The sequence below is a fragment of the Elusimicrobiota bacterium genome, assembly GCA_016721625.1.
Classification (GTDB): domain Bacteria; phylum Elusimicrobiota; class Elusimicrobia; order FEN-1173; family FEN-1173; genus JADKHR01.
In genome coordinates this window covers 1-15785 of sequence record JADKHR010000004.1, presented here as the reverse complement: position 1 = coordinate 15785, position 15785 = coordinate 1, and the positions used below count along the sequence as shown (strand labels likewise).

General features: G+C 56.4%; 18 protein-coding genes and 1 pseudogene. 9 read left to right on the top strand and 10 right to left on the bottom strand.

What is annotated here, in order from left to right; all coding sequences use genetic code 11:
* On the bottom strand, positions 1-535 hold a 535-nt coding region (locus IPP35_12670), incomplete at its 3' end, for an efflux RND transporter permease subunit (protein MBL0059910.1).
* Between the two features lie 80 nt (positions 536-615).
* On the opposite strand from IPP35_12670, the gene IPP35_12665 reads away from it, so the two are divergent.
* Positions 616-921 (top strand): hypothetical protein, encoded by a 306-nt coding sequence (locus tag IPP35_12665; GenBank protein ID MBL0059909.1) that lies wholly within the window; start codon positions 616-618, stop codon positions 919-921.
* A 232-nt stretch (positions 922-1153) separates the two neighbouring features.
* On the opposite strand, the gene IPP35_12660 is transcribed toward IPP35_12665, so the two are convergent.
* The 9 genes from IPP35_12660 to IPP35_12620 all read right to left on the bottom strand — a co-directional run bounded on the left by IPP35_12660 (position 1154) and on the right by IPP35_12620 (position 9798).
* Positions 1154-1297 (bottom strand): efflux RND transporter permease subunit, encoded by a 144-nt coding sequence (locus IPP35_12660; GenBank protein ID MBL0059908.1) that lies wholly within the window; start codon positions 1295-1297, stop codon positions 1154-1156.
* A 74-nt stretch (positions 1298-1371) separates the two neighbouring features.
* Positions 1372-2802 (bottom strand): efflux RND transporter permease subunit, encoded by a 1431-nt coding sequence (locus tag IPP35_12655; protein ID MBL0059907.1) that lies wholly within the window; start codon positions 2800-2802, stop codon positions 1372-1374.
* 119 nt (positions 2803-2921) lie between these two features.
* Complete coding sequence (locus IPP35_12650) at positions 2922-3221, bottom strand: TolC family protein (GenBank protein MBL0059906.1); 300 nt, start codon at positions 3219-3221, stop codon at positions 2922-2924.
* Positions 3163-3852 carry a TolC family protein gene (locus IPP35_12645; GenBank protein ID MBL0059905.1) on the bottom strand — a complete coding sequence of 230 codons (690 nt, stop codon included), beginning with the start codon at positions 3850-3852 and terminating at the stop codon, positions 3163-3165. Before IPP35_12645 ends, IPP35_12650 begins: the two co-directional genes overlap by 59 nt.
* A gap of 285 nt (positions 3853-4137) precedes the next feature.
* Complete coding sequence (locus tag IPP35_12640) at positions 4138-5133, bottom strand: PorV/PorQ family protein (GenBank protein ID MBL0059904.1); 996 nt, start codon at positions 5131-5133, stop codon at positions 4138-4140.
* A 36-nt stretch (positions 5134-5169) separates the two neighbouring features.
* Positions 5170-5418 (bottom strand): hypothetical protein, encoded by a 249-nt coding sequence (locus IPP35_12635; GenBank protein MBL0059903.1) that lies wholly within the window; start codon positions 5416-5418, stop codon positions 5170-5172.
* Positions 5370-6689: a hypothetical protein gene (locus IPP35_12630; GenBank protein ID MBL0059902.1), complete on the bottom strand. Its 1320-nt coding sequence runs from the start codon at positions 6687-6689 to the stop codon at positions 5370-5372. The genes IPP35_12635 and IPP35_12630 overlap by 49 nt, the downstream gene beginning before the upstream one ends.
* 790 nt (positions 6690-7479) lie before the next feature.
* Entirely contained in the window at positions 7480-8307 is an 828-nt protein-coding gene (locus IPP35_12625) for a hypothetical protein (GenBank protein ID MBL0059901.1), read from the bottom strand.
* Between the two features lie 273 nt (positions 8308-8580).
* Positions 8581-9798, bottom strand: a complete 1218-nt coding sequence (locus IPP35_12620) for a carboxypeptidase regulatory-like domain-containing protein (protein MBL0059900.1) — start codon at positions 9796-9798, stop codon at positions 8581-8583.
* Positions 9799-10000: 202 nt separating this feature from the next.
* Between IPP35_12620 and IPP35_12615 the strand changes: the two are divergent.
* The 8 genes and pseudogenes from IPP35_12615 to IPP35_12580 all read left to right on the top strand — a co-directional run bounded on the left by IPP35_12615 (position 10001) and on the right by IPP35_12580 (position 15531).
* Positions 10001-11987: pseudogene (locus IPP35_12615) on the top strand (UvrD-helicase domain-containing protein).
* Positions 11988-12040: 53 nt separating this feature from the next.
* The gene (locus tag IPP35_12610; protein MBL0059899.1) at positions 12041-12274 is read left to right on the top strand and encodes a hypothetical protein; all 234 of its coding nucleotides are present in this window, start codon (positions 12041-12043) and stop codon (positions 12272-12274) included.
* Between the two features lie 62 nt (positions 12275-12336).
* Positions 12337-13230 (top strand): hypothetical protein, encoded by an 894-nt coding sequence (locus IPP35_12605; protein MBL0059898.1) that lies wholly within the window; start codon positions 12337-12339, stop codon positions 13228-13230.
* 1 nt (position 13231) lies between these two features.
* On the top strand, positions 13232-13798 hold the full coding sequence (locus IPP35_12600) for a tetratricopeptide repeat protein (GenBank protein ID MBL0059897.1): 567 nt from the start codon (positions 13232-13234) through the stop codon (positions 13796-13798).
* Positions 13725-14141 carry a tetratricopeptide repeat protein gene (locus IPP35_12595; protein MBL0059896.1) on the top strand — a complete coding sequence of 139 codons (417 nt, stop codon included), beginning with the start codon at positions 13725-13727 and terminating at the stop codon, positions 14139-14141. The genes IPP35_12600 and IPP35_12595 overlap by 74 nt, the downstream gene beginning before the upstream one ends.
* Positions 14141-14599: a hypothetical protein gene (locus tag IPP35_12590; GenBank protein MBL0059895.1), complete on the top strand. Its 459-nt coding sequence runs from the start codon at positions 14141-14143 to the stop codon at positions 14597-14599. The genes IPP35_12595 and IPP35_12590 overlap by 1 nt, the downstream gene beginning before the upstream one ends.
* Complete coding sequence (locus tag IPP35_12585; GenBank protein ID MBL0059894.1) at positions 14592-15185, top strand: hypothetical protein; 594 nt, start codon at positions 14592-14594, stop codon at positions 15183-15185. The genes IPP35_12590 and IPP35_12585 overlap by 8 nt, the downstream gene beginning before the upstream one ends.
* On the top strand, positions 15130-15531 hold the full coding sequence (locus IPP35_12580; GenBank protein ID MBL0059893.1) for a hypothetical protein: 402 nt from the start codon (positions 15130-15132) through the stop codon (positions 15529-15531). Before IPP35_12585 ends, IPP35_12580 begins: the two co-directional genes overlap by 56 nt.
* Positions 15532-15785: the final 254 nt, after the last annotated feature.

Sequence of the window (15785 nt, the reverse complement as noted above, 5' to 3'; positions counted from 1 at the left end):
TTGTGAAATCCACCAACATGATCGAGTTCTTTTTCACGATGCCCATCAGGAGGACGATCCCGATCATGCTGAACATGTTCAAGGATTGGTTCCCCAGCCAGAGGGCCACCACGGCGCCGGTGATGCTGAAGGGGAGCGCCACCAATACCAACGTCGGGTGGATGAAACCATTGAATTGGGACCCCAGCACCATGTAAGCGATGAGCACGCCCAGCACCAAGGCGATCGCGAGGCCCATGAAGGCCTCCTGAAAGGTTTCCGAGGCGCCGGAGAACACCATTTTGACGCCTTCCGGCAAGACTTCTTTTTCAATTTTACGAAGGGCGGCCAAGGCGTCGGCCTGGGATTTGCCGGTGGCCACGTTGGCGTAAAGTCGAATAGCCCGGGAACGGTTTTCCCGCGTGATGGTGAGGAGGGTTTTCTTTTCCTGAACGGTGACCACGTCCATGAGGGGGACCACCTGTCCCCGGTTGTTGCGTACGGTGATCTTGCTAATGTCCGAGGGTTTGTCCCGGTCGCTTGGGGAAAAGCGCACGCGGATGTCGAACGGCGGCCTCCGCGGGAAAATTTGCTCGCACCTGTTGGCCGCCTAAGGTGGCGTTCACCACCTCCCCAATGGCGGAAACGCTGACCCCGTTCCGCGGCGGCGGATCGGTTCGGGAAAATTTGAACTTCCGGCATGCCCAGTTGGTAATCCGAATCCACGTCCACCATGAGGCCGGTTTCATTCATTTTAGTTTTGACGATTTCGCTGACCCGCGCCAATTCGTCCCAGTCCCGCCCGCGAAGAGAAAGGTCCACGGGGAAGCCCGGTTCCGCCCCGCCGCCTGCGACGGAAAGGTCTTGCAGGAGCGCCTTTTCAACCCCGGGAATTTTATTGAGTTCATCTCGGAAAATATCCATCAGGTCCTGCTGGTGTAGGCCTTTCGCCTTCCGGAAGGAACGGGTCATTTCCTTGGGCTGTTTTAAGAAATGAACATGAACGCGGAGTTGATTTCTCCTCCTTGAATCCGCCCACGGCGGCGTAATAGCGTTCCACTTCGCCAAGGGAGAGCGTGAAAGCTCTGCTTTTTTAGCGTTTCGTCCGGTGAATGCCAAGGAGGACCCACTGGTGTTTGGAGTCGGATAAAAGCACGCTCTGGTCTTGGGGGCATCAAGTTCTTTTAATGGGTTTAAAGAGGAAGAGCGACGCCACAAAAATAAGAATGGAAATCCCCACCACTTTCCAGCGGTTGTTGAGGCAGAGGTTCAAAGACACCTTATACCACCGGGTCAAAACGACCATCCATCGGTCCATGGTGCGGGAAACGATTCCTGCCGTGTCCCACTTCCAGAAATTGAGAACAGCGCATGGGGGCGAGGGTCAGGGCTTCAAGCAGGGAGAGTATGACCGCCGCCGAAATGGTCATTCCGAACTGAAAAGTATTTTCCGATGACTCCCTTTGATGAAAACCACCGGAAGGAAAATGGCCAAAATGGCAACGGACGTGGCCATGGCGGCGAAATAGATTTCCTGGGCGCCCACGATGGCGGCTTGAACGCGGGGTTCGCCCATTTCCCGGTGGCGGACGATGTTTTCCAGAACCATGATGGCGTCGTCCACCACGATGCCGACCACCAAGGGAGCCCCAAGAGCGTAAAGGTATTTTGGGTGAACCCCAACATCTGTAGAATAATGAAGGTGCCCAGGATGGACGTCGGGATGGCCAGAATAATGTTGATGGCCGAACCCAAGACCCCAAAAAGCCAACAGATGACGGACGTCAGGATGGCCGCCAGGATCAAATTGAAATTGAGCTCGTGGGTGGACTGTTTGACGAAAGCGGTGCCGTCGAAGTTGATGGCCAAATGGACACCCGCTGGGAAGGGTCTTTTGAAGGGCCGCCACTTTTCGGTGACGCGTCGGCCCACTTCCACCATGTTGGCGTTGCGCTGTTTCAAAATGCCAAGACCAACGGCGGGTCTTTGATCCACGCGGGAAATGGCCCGGGCATCGGCCAGACCGTCTTCGATGGTGGAGACGTCTTTCAGTTGGAACGGGCGGTAGACCGGGGTGCCGTTCCGGAGAGGGATGATGAGGTTTTTAAATTCGTCCGGTTTGGCAATTTCCCCCATGACGCGGAGGTTCCATTCTTTTGTGGGCGAGGTGAGATACCCGGCGGGACGCTCGCTGTGTTCGCTTTGGACGGCGGCCACCACGTCTTGAACGGTGATCTCCTTGGCGTCCATCTTTTTCGGATCCAACCAGACGCGCAGAGAAGGCTCGACGTAGCCCCCAAGGAAAACGTTGCCGACACCCGGGAGGGTCGTGAACTCCTGTTTTAAATTATCCCGCACGAGTTCCATGAGGTAGCGGAGCGGCCGGTCGCCGGAGACCGACAGCCACATGAACGGCTGGTCTTCCGGATTGAACTTGGCGATGATCGGAGGGTCCAAATCTTTCGGTAAATTGAACTGGGCCTGGGAAATGGTGCTTTGCACTTCCTGGAGCGCCACATCCACATCGGTTTTTAAATCGAACTCAATGACGATGGCGGCCTGGCCGAGCCGCGAGGTGGAATTGATTTTTTTTACGCCCTTGACGGATGTCACAGCGTCTTCAATCACGTCCACCACGTCGGTCTCCATCACTTCAGGCGAGGCCCCTTCCCAGCGGGTGGACACGCTGATGATGGGGAAATCCACGTCGGGCAGTTGGCTTTTGCCGATGGACATGAAACTGATGACCCCAAAGATGATCATGCCCGCCATGAGCATCCAGGCGAAAACAGGGTTTTTGATGGCTGTATCTGAAAGTCTCATGATTGAACTGAAGCAAAGCTCCCGTGGGTGACCATGTCTTTCCAGACCAACCCCAAAAAGCGGGGAGGGGGTTTGCCGTTGGGATTCCACGCCAGCGCCACGTCACGGCGGGACGACGCTTAGGCCGGGTTCTGCATGAGGTTCATGGCGTTTAAGACGTCGAGGTTGGTTACCAACCCCAACCGGTATTCCCGCCGTTGGGCATCGTAACTTTTCTTAGAGGCTTGGTAGGCCTCTTCCAAGGATTGGGATTCTTCGAGCGAAGCCGTCCAGGCCTCATACGCTTTCTTGACGTCGCTTTGGATCTGCCGTTCAAGGTAATCCAAAGACAACTGGGCTTGCTGGAGCCCAGACCGGGCGTCAGCCACGCGCGCTTTCACCGTGCCTCCCTGGAAGAGCGGAACGTCCAAGTTCAACATCACGTCCCATTGATGGGGTCATAAAAAGCCGGGGCGTTGGGTGTAATAATTTCCGACAAGTTGGCGCTGGGCCAATAGGAGCCTTTCTCGTAACGGACTCGCAGGGCTTGGGCCAACACTTCTTGCCGCTGGGCCTCACGTCCGGTCGACGGGCGGACTGATTTAAATAGAGGGTTACGGGTTCGGGAGTCTCTTTGGGTCCGAGGATCAGGGAGGCGGACCCCAGATCTTGACCCGCGAGAAAGGAGAGTGTTTCCCGGGCCACGCGGATTTGACCCTTCAGGTGGACCTGAATCGCTTTGAGAGCCGCCAACTGGGATTCGGCGCTAAATATTTCCCCTTCCCGGGATTTTCCCAATCGGTAGAACGATTTCAGTTCCGCGAGCCTGTCTTGGGAGAGCGTGACGGAGGTGGCGTTGTTGACAAGGGCGGACTCCAGGGCCACCACATCGAAATAGGCCCGGGAGACTTCGTCATACAGTTGGAGTTCCGCTTGGCGCAGTCGCCACTCGTCTCGGGTTTCCTGTTTTTTAAAGCCAGCGTAGGCGGAAAATTCTTTCAATCCTGTGAAAAGGGGTTGTTGAAGGGTGAATTTGGATTCCACTTGGTTTTTTTCCAGCAGGCTCTCCACCCGGCCCCGTCCATTCCGCTTCCATCTTGCCGGATGTCGCTCCATTTCCAAGAAACGTGGGGAAAGGCCCCGCCCAACGCCGCGCGGGCCTGAGCCTGCGACCGAACAATGTCTTCCCTCTGGCGTTTCAGCGGCTCGTTGTGCTGAACGGCAATGTGATAACACTGTTTCAAATCCATGTCGGATTTCTCCGGCAAAGGTTCCCCAGCGCGCAAGGCGAGCGCGAGCGAAAGAAACAGAAATGGATAACCCGGCGGATCGAGTCATGATTTTATTGGTCACATTCTACCTTTTGGTGGTCCACATAGAAATGTGCCCAGGGGCTCTGCCGGGGATTGGGAAACCCGAGAAGAGCCCCTGGGAACAGGATAAGGTGTAACTATTTAAACTTTGCGCCGAAGGTGATGCGGTGGGTATCGCCCAGGTCTCCGGAGGAGGAAGGCGTAGTCGAGGGGAGAGAGCTGAGCTGAAACCCCAACGCCCACGGCGAGTCTGGACGATCCGCCCAGATGGTCGGGGCCCTGTCCGAACCGGTATCCGGCCCGAAGGGCCAGGGTTTGGCCAGCCAAAATTCAGTTCCGGCGTTTCCGGTGTATCGCTGTCAGTGACCCAGGCACTGCCGTCCAGGGCGACGGTCAGCTTGTCCTGGAACAGCCGCCAGTCGCCACCGGCCTTGATCAGGACGGGCAGTGAATCGGAACCCAGTTTGCTCCCGAGATTTTGGACCGTCAGGCCGGCGGTCATTTTTTCCGTCAAGAGATATGTGGCGCCGAGGTCCACAGCATAAGCGTTTTCTTTATAAGTGTCCAAGCTTTGGTGAATCATTTTTGCGTTCGCGCCGAGATCCAAGGCATCCCACAGCACACCTTTGCGGGCGAAGGACACGGAGGCCGAATATTCCTGATCCTTAAAGGTCGAATCGGCCGTTTCTGTGTCCCCGGCGCGTTTTTCGATGTCTTTAACGGTCAAATAATTCACCCCCAGGCCAACGACCCCCAGACCCCCCCAGGGTGTGGCCGCGCCCAGGAATCCCTGGGATTGGTCTTCGAAAAGGCTGGCGTAGGTCGCTGTGACGCTGGTGTCGTTGATGCGCGCCAGGCGGGCCGGGTTCCAGTAGATGGCGTTGGCGTCATCCACCGTTGAGACGGCGGCGCCCGCCATGGCCAAGGATCGGGCTCCGACGCCCGATTTGAGGAAGTTGACGCCTGAAGTTCCCGCACCGCCCGCGCGGAGCGGGAGGACCGACAGCAGAGCGACGAGTGTTGCGGCCGCGTTTTTCATTTCAAGGTCGTCATGGTCATATCCTCCGCGGCGCCGTTACTTCACGACCGCCATTTTGAATCGGGCGTCTTTGACGCTGACCCCCGGCATGGAAATCACACCGTAGTACACCCCGTTGGCGACGTCTTTGCCGTCTTTGTTTTTGCCGTCCCAGGTGGTGTAGTAATAAAACCCGCCGGGCCGGTCGCCTTCGTCCAACTCGCGCACCAATTCCCCGGAGAGAGAATAGACGCGAATCACGACGTGGCCCGGGCTGACCGAGGAGGGAACCTCGAACTTGATGATGGTCCCGTCGGTGGCGAGGGTGGAGGTGCCGCCCTGTTGGAGAGGTTGACCGTTTTGGCTTTCAAGTTAAACGGATTGGGGAAGTTGAAGACCTTGAACTTTGTTCCCGAGAAACTGGCGCCGGCAATGCCGGAGATTTTCATGATGGCAAACTGCCCCGCGCCACTGGTGGCGCCGATGCGGATGCTGTGGCTCTGGCCATTGAAGGCGGCCCGCATGCTTCGAGTGGGGCTGGGAGCCAGGGCGGCGGGCGGCCCAAGCGGGGAGCACCCCGGTGCGCCTCCGGAAAGATCGGTCACGTTGAAATTGATCGTTCCGGCGGAAGGATCAATGGTTTGGACGCCTGGAACCAGCTCCCATTGGTGGGTTGTGGGATTATACTGGTAGGCGGCCAATTCGGACCAATCCGCGTCCGAATCGAACCCGAGGTTGACCTCGAAGCCTTTTTCGGTGAGGTTCACGTTATCGAGTTCTAAGGTGTAAATTTCGCTGGAGAGGGTTCCCTCGGTCGGGAGATCCCCGGTGAGGTCGGCCACCCCCGCGTCTTCCCGATCGGTTTTGGAGAAGGTCATTTGAGGCACGTCGCTGGCGGCCCCTGTGCTGGTGACCATGCCGCCGGTGGGGATGACGATGCCGGAGGGGTCTGACCCGGATTCGTCGATCAAAACTTCATTTGCGGCGCGGCCTTGGCTGTTCTCTGTTTCATCCCCGAGGAGAGCCAGGTCGATTTGTTTTTCCGCGTGGCCCTGGTCCCCAAGGGAAAAGGGGACCTCCTTGACCACCGTGTCGCCGGAATAGGACTCGGCGGCGATGTGAAGGAGATAATCCGTGCCCGCGGTCAATCCCGCGAAGGGAATGTGGGCCACGAGCTGTTTGTTCGGCAGTTGTTCGAAGTCGCTCGGACGTCGGTGGAAGTGCCCAGGACGAACGGATCTTGTCCTGGCCTCGCCGCTGGCGAAGTCAGCCGGGTTGTTGATGATGAACTCAAAGTCGGCATCGCGTTTGCGAACGGTGACATCCACATCCAGCGCTTTTGACTGGAGCGTGAAATCGACATCTTCGATCGGCGAGACAGCGGCCGTGGTGGTTTGGGAAAGAACATATTTCCCTGGGACCGCCAAAGAGATGCGGTAATCGTGGCCGACCACCAGTCCTGATAAATCGTACGCCCCGACGGAACTGGTTTTGACCACATAGAGATAAACGGGATCGGTGGGGTGAAGACCGTTTTTCGTGTCGTCATAGGCCACCACCGTGGCGCCCACCAACACTTGGGGAGGGAAACTTCCGTTTATATACGGTTCCTCGAATGATCCCAGCCCCTGTGCCCAGGGCGAAGTCCCTTGTGACGGCCGTCGGGTGGGTGACCTCCAACAATTTGACATCCGGCACATAGCCGGGAGCCACCGCGGTGATCCGGAACGATCCTTTGGCAGAGCGGGAGGTGTAGCTTCCGTCCGCCCCGGTGGTCAATGTTTTGGTTTCCAATCACAGGGGCTTTTGACGGTGACCGAAGCGTTGGGGAGGGGCGCCCCGCCTGTGCCGGTCACCACGCGGAAAGTGTGGCGCCGGCCCCGACCGATTCGTCCAGGTTAAAATCCTGAACCGTGATCGACCCGTTCGCCCCCGTGCGCCTTGAACCTTGGATGGCGGATAATTGGGGTTGTCAATACGGCGATAAAGGTCGTGTTGGTTTCAGCCCCAGAATTCTGTAGGAGAAATGAAAACCGTCGAATAAGGTTTTGAAGGGAGCCCAATTTCCCCGGCCACTGCCGCTTGAAGGAGGATATCATCGTTGTCATCGAATTCATCCGGACGAGGGGTCACGAGGCCGACGGCTGGATCTCCCGTCCGTGTTGAAGAGTGTGACGAGAGGGATAAACTTTATGAAGTTGTCGAAGTTTCCCCCAGGGCGGCGAAGTCGCTCTCGCGGAAAATATTGGCGGCGGTGAGATCTCCTTTAAGGTGGCGTTCCATTGGCTGTTCCGGCGGGTGGCGAGGTCCACGGGAACGACATTAATCGTAGACCCTTGGACGAACACGCTTTCAATCGCCTTATCATCAGAAACGATCACGTTTTTTGGCCACAAAGAGGGGATAAGAATTGGTAGGAGGTCTCTCCGGGCTGAAACTCCTCATTGCGGAGGAGATAGAAATCACCGCCTGGCGATTCAACGTTGCCAGGGCAGAACCCCTCATATCCGGGTCCATTGGCCATTGTCGCCCAACGCCTGGTAGCAATCCGTTCGGTTGGTCGCCCCCGTCATGAGGTCCGACAGTTTCGGGCCCAGTTTCGACCCGGCGGGAGGAAGACGGCTCGAAGGGCCCGTCCTTGTCGGGGCTGGGACGGCCCAAGGGGAACGTCGGGGTCCAAAGACCCAGGTTCACCCGGGGGAGAACTTTAGTTCCGTTCACCGTGTGAACTTCAACATAGGCGTCTTGTTCGGCCACTACGTTCACTGTCACTTGCTCGATGGGATTGGCCAGATCAAAATCGCCCCACCCGTTGGCGCGGATTTGATAGGTCCCCGGTAACAATCCTCCAATGACGTAGCTCCCATCCCGGCTGATATTGCCGTACCCCCATCCATTGCCGCTTTTCATCCCGGCATTAATGCTCGCCCCGCTTCCCATGCCCGGGGTATAGAGGCTTCCATCGGGTTTATACAAAAATCCCTTGATTCGTCCCGCTTTGGCGAATTTGAAATTCAGGGGGATGGCGCCGATTAATCCTTCCGTAACGACCAGCTGTCCCTGGCCGCCGCCCTCTCGCACCACGCCCCAATATTTCGATTGGACGTTGACCCAGTAACTTCCTGTTCCGATGGCCAGATCGAAATCAAAGGTCGATGCGGGGCCCCGTTGAACTGCTTGTATCCACCGCTGCATCCGTGTCCACTGCTGCAGTCTTGCAGAGTGACCAGAATGGGGTCCGAGCTCAAATTGACGGCTTCAGGGAAGGCCAGGTGCATATGCACCGTGTGGTTCGCGCTGGGCTGAATCGTATTGACCACCACCGTCACGGAACTGAGGCCGAGATCTGTTCCCTGGGAATTATAAACATGCACACTGGGCGTCGTCGTCGAGTCGATGGTGACCCGAAGGTCGTCCTGGTGTGGGCTGGAACCGCAGGTGTTGTTCCAATCGAACCCGAATTGTTTGTCAGCCCCGGCGTTGTATTGCACTCCCTCGGAGGTAAAAGGAGACCACACATTTAAGACATAATTTCCCGGCGGGAGTCGGTGAGTGTCGCGTTGCCCGACGTTGCGTCCGCCATGGTGTTGGCCAATCCGGGATTGGACCTGTTCGAAAAGCGTCCGAGCAATTCTGAGCGGGATTGGTGTGCCACGATTTTCCGTCGGGCCAAAGGTTGATGTTGCCCCCTGGCAAAGGATCGCCGTTTTGGTCAACCACAGAGACAGGAATGACCCCTGTCCCGGGGCTTGCCTGTTGGAGCTGAATTTTCACTTTCAGGGGCGCGCTGGCGTTGCTAAAGACGATGTCTTTCGGTCCCACAGACGCTCCGCGGGTTTCCGCGGCGAGGCTGGTATATCCCTGAAAACATCCGGATGGGTTGCATCCGGCATAAACTTGAGCGTAGTACGTGGTTCCTTCCGTTAATCCATAAAAAGTGAATCGTCCGTTTTGGTCCGTCTGTCCCCACGATCCGGGACCGTTGGGGCTTTGGTAACTGACCCCCACAAAGGGAATGGGCACGTTGTTGGTGGAGGTCACCACTCCTTGAAGACTGGCGTCTCCGGTGGGCTGATTTCCGTTCTGGCGGTCGACGGTTTCAGGGGGAAGTCCTCCAGCGAGGTTGAGGGGATAGGGGCCGACGCTTCCATCTTTGGCCAAGGCATTCGCCACTTTGGTTTCATTCCCTTTATTGAGGACAGGGTCATGGGCGCTGACCCGATAGGTGTTCGGGCCGGCGGGGGAACGTTCGAAGGTCAGCGCGGGCAGGCCCCGCTTCCGTCCGTCAGGCAGGCTCCTGGCCACATCCTCTCGGTTCGCGCCGTTCACCACTTGGCCAAACAACATGCTGTTGGGACTGGCGTTGGTCACGCTGGCGGTGACCGTGCCGGCCACGGATCCTCCGGAACGGAGAACCAAATTGAGGGGAGCGGGCGTCCCGGAGGCCGTCACATGGTGGTGCATCGCCGGGTCGGGACTTGAAAATTGATTGCGCAGGGTGGGGGTGAACCCGTCCTTGGTGGGAAAAATCTCGTAATTGAGCCCATCGGTCAAGCTGATGTCAACGGTTCCGTTCACCGTCACTCCCACGCGGCTGTTGACGGCGTCGGGCCCGTTGTTCGTGAAGACCAGGGCGTAGATCGTGGCGCCATTGACGTTTTGGTCGGCTTCATTTTTGACATTCACTTGAAGTGTCACGGAAGCGAACAGGGATGTCGAGGCAAGGAGAAACGGTGAGTGAGGCGATCCATTGGCGCATTGGGCGACCTCCGAACAATAACGTGGGGACTTCAAGGAAGTTTAATCGAGATTCCAATCTTGTCAAGGGTCTTTTTATAAAAAGGTTTTTCCGTCGGATGCTCCATCTGGTATAATGCCCCTCTAAACTATGCCCTTGGATCCAAAACTCCTCGATGCGCTAAACCCTCCCCAACGGGAAGCCGTGACCCATGGGGAAGGGCCCTTGTTGATCCTGGCCGGGGCGGGGTCGGGGAAGACCCGCGTCATCACCTACCGCATCGCCCACTTGCTGTCGGAGGGGGTTCCGGCATGGAACATATTGGCCGTGACCTTTACCAACAAGGCCGCGGCCGAAATGCGCCATCGGGTCGACTCGCGTGTGGGGGGCGTTGGGCGGGGGGTGTGGATCTCGACCTTCCACTCTTTCTGCGCCCAATTCTTGCGGGTGGAAGCCCGCGCCGTGGGACTCGATCCCCATTACGTCATCTATGACGACGGGGACCAAACCCAGGTGCTCAAGGAGGTCCTTCGTGAATTAAGCTCGACGAGAAGAAATACAAGCCCAACCAGGTCTTGAACGTTATTTCCCGGGCCAAGGATGATCTTTTGGACGCCGATTCCTACGCCATCCACGCCATGGCCCAAAACGATCCCTTCCGCCAGATGGTGGCCACGCTTTACAGCCACTACCAAAAAAAGATGAACAAGGCCAACGCCTTGGATTTCGGCGATCTCATCATGCGCACGACCACCGCTCTGCGTGATAACGAACCGCTTGAGCGAAATACCAGGCCCGCTTCCGGCACGTCATGGTGGACGAATACCAGGACACCAACCACGCGCAATATCTATTGGCGAAACACCTGGTGGCGCCTCCCAAAAACCTGTGCGTGGTCGGAGACGACGACCAATCGATCTATTCTTTTCGCGGCGCCGACGTCCGCAACATCCTTGAATATGAGCGGGATTATTCCGGAGCGAAAGTGGTGAAACTCGAACAAAACTATCGTTCCACTCAGCCCATCTTGACGGCCGCCCACAACGTGATCTCAAAAAACAAATACCGGAAAGACAAAAAGCTTTGGACGGACAAGGGGGAAGGAGAGCCCGTTTTATTTCAGGAATTCGCCGACGAACTTCAAGAGGCGGCGTTTATTGCGAGAGAATCCGCTCGGTATTTGGCCTCGGGCCGACAACGGTCGGACATCGCCGTCTTCTATCGCACCAACGCCCAATCCCGGGTTTTAGAAGACGCTTTTCGTCGCGAAAATATTCCCTATACGCTGGTGGGGAGCGTGCGGTTCTATGAACGCATGGAAGTCAAAGATGTGTTGGCCTATCTCCGCGTGGCTGTGAACCCCGCCGATTCCGTGGCGATCAAGCGCATCATCAATCCCGAGGCCGCCCATCGGCTGGATAACTTGCAGGAACTGGTGAACGCCTCCAAGGAATTTGAGGAAGCGTCGGAAGACAAAACCGTGGGTTCTTTCTTAGAGAAAGTGTCGTTGGCTTCTGGGTTGGACGCGCTGAAAGAAGACGGCGGGTCCGTGACCCTTATGACCGTTCACTTGGCCAAAGGCTTGGAATTTCCCATCGTCTACGTCACGGGTTTGGAGGAAGGCCTTTTCCCCATCGGCGAATCCGCTTTTGATGAGAAGGAACTGGAGGAAGAACGTCGACTGGCCTACGTGGCCATTACCCGGGCCCGGGAGCATTTGATGCTCACCGCCGCCTCTTCCCGCCGGATTTATGGCCGATCCCACTGGAACGTGCCCTCCCGGTTCGTGACCGAGGCCGGGCTCATTGAGGCGCCGATCCAGCGTCCCTCCCCCTCTCCCGCCACCCCCTGGGGCCGGGAACCGAGCTCCTTTTCGCCGTCCAACGTTGGTTCCGGTTCTGGTGTGCCCATTGGGTCATATGATCCGGATGAGGAATCCGCTGTTCCGGCATCGGGAATGTCAAAGGGCCCCCACCCCTTGCGGATGGGTCAACGGGTCCGGCACCCCCTCTTCGGCGAAGGCAAGATTTTGGACAAGTCCGGCACCGGCGAAAATGTCAAAGTCACCGTCCTCTTCGACTCCGGCGCCCGGAAACAAATTCTGGCTCGTTACGCGAATTTTGAGCCCGTCGTTTAGCAACCATACCCCCGATCCCATCGGGGCAAAACACTGAAAGAGGGGGTGCCTCCATGGGCAGACGGAAGAAAAAGATGAAGTCTTTGGCCGCCCGAAGCGAGGCGACGGCGGCCCTCGGGGAAGGCCGTGGGCGCGGGGGATTGTGGCTGGCCGCGTTGCTGGCCCTGGTGGGATTCCTTCTCTATGGACAGACGCTCCATGCGCCGTTTATCCTGACGATGCCCACAAAGTTCAAAACAATCCGGATATTCGGATCGATCATCTCTCCCAGGCCTTTTCCAAACTGATCTACCCCTATTCCCCCAAAAGGACATTCGTCCGAAATGATCCCAGTCGGCCGGTCACGTTTTTGACCTATACGTTGAACTACTATGTCGGAAAACTCGATCCTTTCGGGTATCGTGTCATCAATCTTCTTGGTCATGTGGGAGTGGGGTTTCTCCTGTTCCTTTTATCGCGGCGCCTGTTTTTTCTGCTTTTCGGAACGGAACAATCGGTTCTGTCGTTCCTCCTCGTGCTCTTTTTTGTGGTGCATCCGGTCAACGCGATTGTGGCGCTCTACACGTTTAACCGGTCGGACATCCTCGCCGCGCTCGCGTCCGTGGGCGCGATTTTGCTGTTTCTCAGGCCAAAACCGCTCACCCCCTCGCGATACGTGGGGATGGTCGCGCTCTTTGTGATAGGGCTCGATCGAACAATCCGTCGCCGTGCTCCCGGCGATCTTATTGTTGGTCGACTATGTTGTCGTGCACCGATGCGATTGAATTCTTTCCGCGCCCAGGTCCGGCTTCATCTTCCTTTCTGGATTGTTTTAGGGCTCTATTTCGCCGCGCGGGCGGCGTATTTCGGGAGTATCGGCGACCTCGAGGCGGAGTCGCCGTGGGATCGCTGGCCCTACGTTGTCACTCAGATCGTCTCGCTGGTCCGCTACCTCCAATGCGTCTTCGTCCCAGCGGGACTGTCCCTCGATCACATGCCCAAACACTACGATTCACTCGCGGAGCCGGCGATTCTCTTGTCGGCCGCCGGGCTTTGGTTCTCGCGGGCGGGGTGGATGGTGGTCAGAAAAGGGACGGCTGTGTCGCGGTTGGTTTTGTTTTCCGTTCTCTGGTTTTTGATCCAACTGGCGCCTTCGTCGTCTTTTACCGACCACGACGGCCTTTGCGGAAAATCGGTTGTATCTATCCCAATACGGACTTCTGCTCATTCTTATCCTCGGATACTGTGCCGTTTTTCGGGTTGATATGAGTCGGCTGTTTCGGGCAGGAACGCACCTCTTGTGCGTGGGACTGATGGGAATTCACCTGGCGTTCTTCGGATGGTTGGCCTACCACCGGGGGAACCTTTTCAACGACCCGTTTGCCCTGTGGGAAGATGTGCTCCGGGTTTATCCCAAGCAACCGCGGGCCTTGTACAGCCTGGGCTATCTGTACAATGAGAAAAAAGACTTCGACAAATCTCTTTCGTATTACCTCAAAGCGGTGGAGTGTGACCCCCACTACGCCGAGGCATTAAACAACATCGGGTTGATTTATGCCCGTCGTTGGGAGACGGAGAAAAGCATCGAGTATTTTCAGAAATCCATCGATGCGGTACCGCGCGAAATCAGCTACTGCAACCTCGGCCGAGCGTATATGAATCTCAAGCAGTATCCGGACGCGCTGGCCACCTTTGATCGCGCGATCGCGTTGGATCCTTCCTCCGCCCTTGGCTATACGCTCAGGGGCCGCCCCTGGTATGAACGGGAAGGACTTCTCTCGAGCGCTCCAGAATTACGATCAGGCGTCCGCGCTCTCTCCCGACTTCTATGAGCTTCAGAACAACCGAGGATTGCTCCTCCTGGCGGAAAAGAAATACGACCAAGCCATCGCGCATTTTGAGAAGTCGATCGCGGGTCAGCCCACTTTTGCCGAGGCCTACTACAATGCGAGCGTGGCCTACGCCGAAGCGGGACTTTCGGAGAAATCTCAAGAGTTTCACGAAAAGGCCTGTTCTCTTGACCCGCAATATATTTTCAAGCCCGTTCGCGCCGGAGCGGATTTTATGCAGGGGGGGGGTCTTACAGCTCCCGCCGAACATAGAGAAATATCTTCATCCCTCCGCTCCCCCGGTCCGATAGGGGAAGCGGGGATAGATTCAAACAGGAGAGTGTGATGATTCAATTGGAGTTTTCCAGCGGAGTATCGAAAGTTGGTGGAAGCCTGTATCTGGCGGATTGGGTCGCGAACGCCCACAAGGTTCCCGATTCGATAACGAATCCCTATTCCCTTGAACAAAAGATATATAAAAAAGCCCAGGCGGCAGGATGTGGGGATTTGGTGGTTTACGGCGAAAAAGAGAAAACGTTCTTCCCCTCCCGGAAGTTGGAGGAGAAGGGCCACGACGTGTTGGACGAATACGACGAAGAAACCTTTTGGGAGGGATTGGTCAGCCGGCTGGCCATCCGCGATATCGAGGAAGAACGCGGCCCCGACGCTTTAGAAAAATGTCGCCGGAGGAACGGCTCCGCGTCATCGGTGAAATGGAAGAACGCTACCAAACCGAAAGTGAAACCCATGGCATTGATCGGTTGGAGATCGTCGAAGAATAAACGGGGAAAGGGAAATGAATAAAAACGAAGGATTAATACGAATCATGTCATCTGCACGGATATTGCTGTTGGGGGCGGGTCTCTTTTTGACCGGTTGCATTCACCCTTTTAAACAGAGGTTCTCGACTTCCCACGATGTGAATTTCAGTGAGGTCGATGGATTTGCCGCGCTGTCTGAGGCGGTCTATGAAAGCGATTCGGTCATTCAAGCGGTTTGCGCGGGGCAGGGATACTCGTCGGTCGTTGTCAAATCGTTTCCCGATCGGGAGACCCGCTATTTCCTGGCCACTGACACCACCACCCATCGTCATTTGATCTCCGTTCAGGGAACCGCCAATCTCAAGAACGCCCTTCTCGATATTGAATATGACAAGACAAAAGACCCCCTGATTGAGATTCCTTTGCACAGGGGGTTTCACGTGGCGGCGCAGGGCCTCTACAATGACGCGATTCTTCGCATGAACAAAGAGTATTCCATTTCACTCACGGGACATTCTTTGGAGGAGCGGAAGCCGTGGTTTTGGGATGTATTTGAAAACTCAAGGCTGGCAGGTGTCTCGGGTCGTGACCTTTGGTCAACCGAAAGTGACCGACGCCGACGGCGCTAAAAAGTTTCGGGACCTTCCGTTGGTTCGCATCGTCAACGTGAACGACCCCGTGCCTCTTGTGCCGCCGTTGGAAATAAAATATCTCAAAAAACCCTACGCCCACTTGGGCGTCGAGGTAACGCTGTTGGACGGGCCCTTCTACAGTTATTTGGAGGAGGGGAACAACGCGGACGGGGTTGGATTGGCCTTCTGGGAATCTTTAAAAAGCACCGACCAGGTCAAAGCAAATCTTCTCAGCACTTTATGGCGACTTACCGCGTCCATCTCCTGCCGAAAGTTTCTTGGCCGCGATGGAAGTCCCTATGCGGATCGGATGGAGCATTTTAAAGAGCCGACACCAAAATGATTGCCAGCCGGTTGTCCACATTGAAGTTCCATATCTGATAAAATCATTCCCATGTCATTAAACGAAAAAGACGTGAACCATGTGGCGCGATTGGCGCGGTTGGCTCTTTCCGATGTGGAAAGGGTTAAATATTTGGGGCAGTTGGGGAGGATTTTGGAACACATTCGGTTCTTTCCAAATATGACACCAAAATGTTCCGGCCACGACCCACGTCATTCCCCTTTCGAACGTGTGGCGGGAGGATGAGGCCAACT

What these genes read in the sequence shown, in the direction of transcription:
- IPP35_12660 (MBL0059908.1), bottom strand. Translation starts at nt 1,297, where the DNA reads ATGGACCGATGGATGGTCGTTTTGACCCGGTGGTATAAGGTGTCTTTG.
- IPP35_12655 (MBL0059907.1), bottom strand. Translation starts at nt 2,802, where the DNA reads ATGAGACTTTCAGATACAGCCATCAAAAACCCTGTTTTCGCCTGGATG.
- IPP35_12625 (MBL0059901.1), bottom strand. Translation starts at nt 8,307, where the DNA reads ATGCAGCGGTGGATACAAGCAGTTCAACGGGGCCCCGCATCGACCTTT.
- IPP35_12610 (MBL0059899.1), top strand. Translation starts at nt 12,041, where the DNA reads ATGGGCAGACGGAAGAAAAAGATGAAGTCTTTGGCCGCCCGAAGCGAG.
- IPP35_12595 (MBL0059896.1), top strand. Translation starts at nt 13,725, where the DNA reads ATGAACGGGAAGGACTTCTCTCGAGCGCTCCAGAATTACGATCAGGCG.
- IPP35_12600 (MBL0059897.1), top strand. Translation starts at nt 13,232, where the DNA reads ATGAGTCGGCTGTTTCGGGCAGGAACGCACCTCTTGTGCGTGGGACTG.
- IPP35_12665 (MBL0059909.1), top strand. Translation starts at nt 616, where the DNA reads ATGGCGGAAACGCTGACCCCGTTCCGCGGCGGCGGATCGGTTCGGGAA.
- IPP35_12590 (MBL0059895.1), top strand. Translation starts at nt 14,141, where the DNA reads ATGATTCAATTGGAGTTTTCCAGCGGAGTATCGAAAGTTGGTGGAAGC.
- IPP35_12585 (MBL0059894.1), top strand. Translation starts at nt 14,592, where the DNA reads ATGAATAAAAACGAAGGATTAATACGAATCATGTCATCTGCACGGATA.
- IPP35_12640 (MBL0059904.1), bottom strand. Translation starts at nt 5,133, where the DNA reads ATGAAAAACGCGGCCGCAACACTCGTCGCTCTGCTGTCGGTCCTCCCG.
- IPP35_12650 (MBL0059906.1), bottom strand. Translation starts at nt 3,221, where the DNA reads ATGTTGAACTTGGACGTTCCGCTCTTCCAGGGAGGCACGGTGAAAGCG.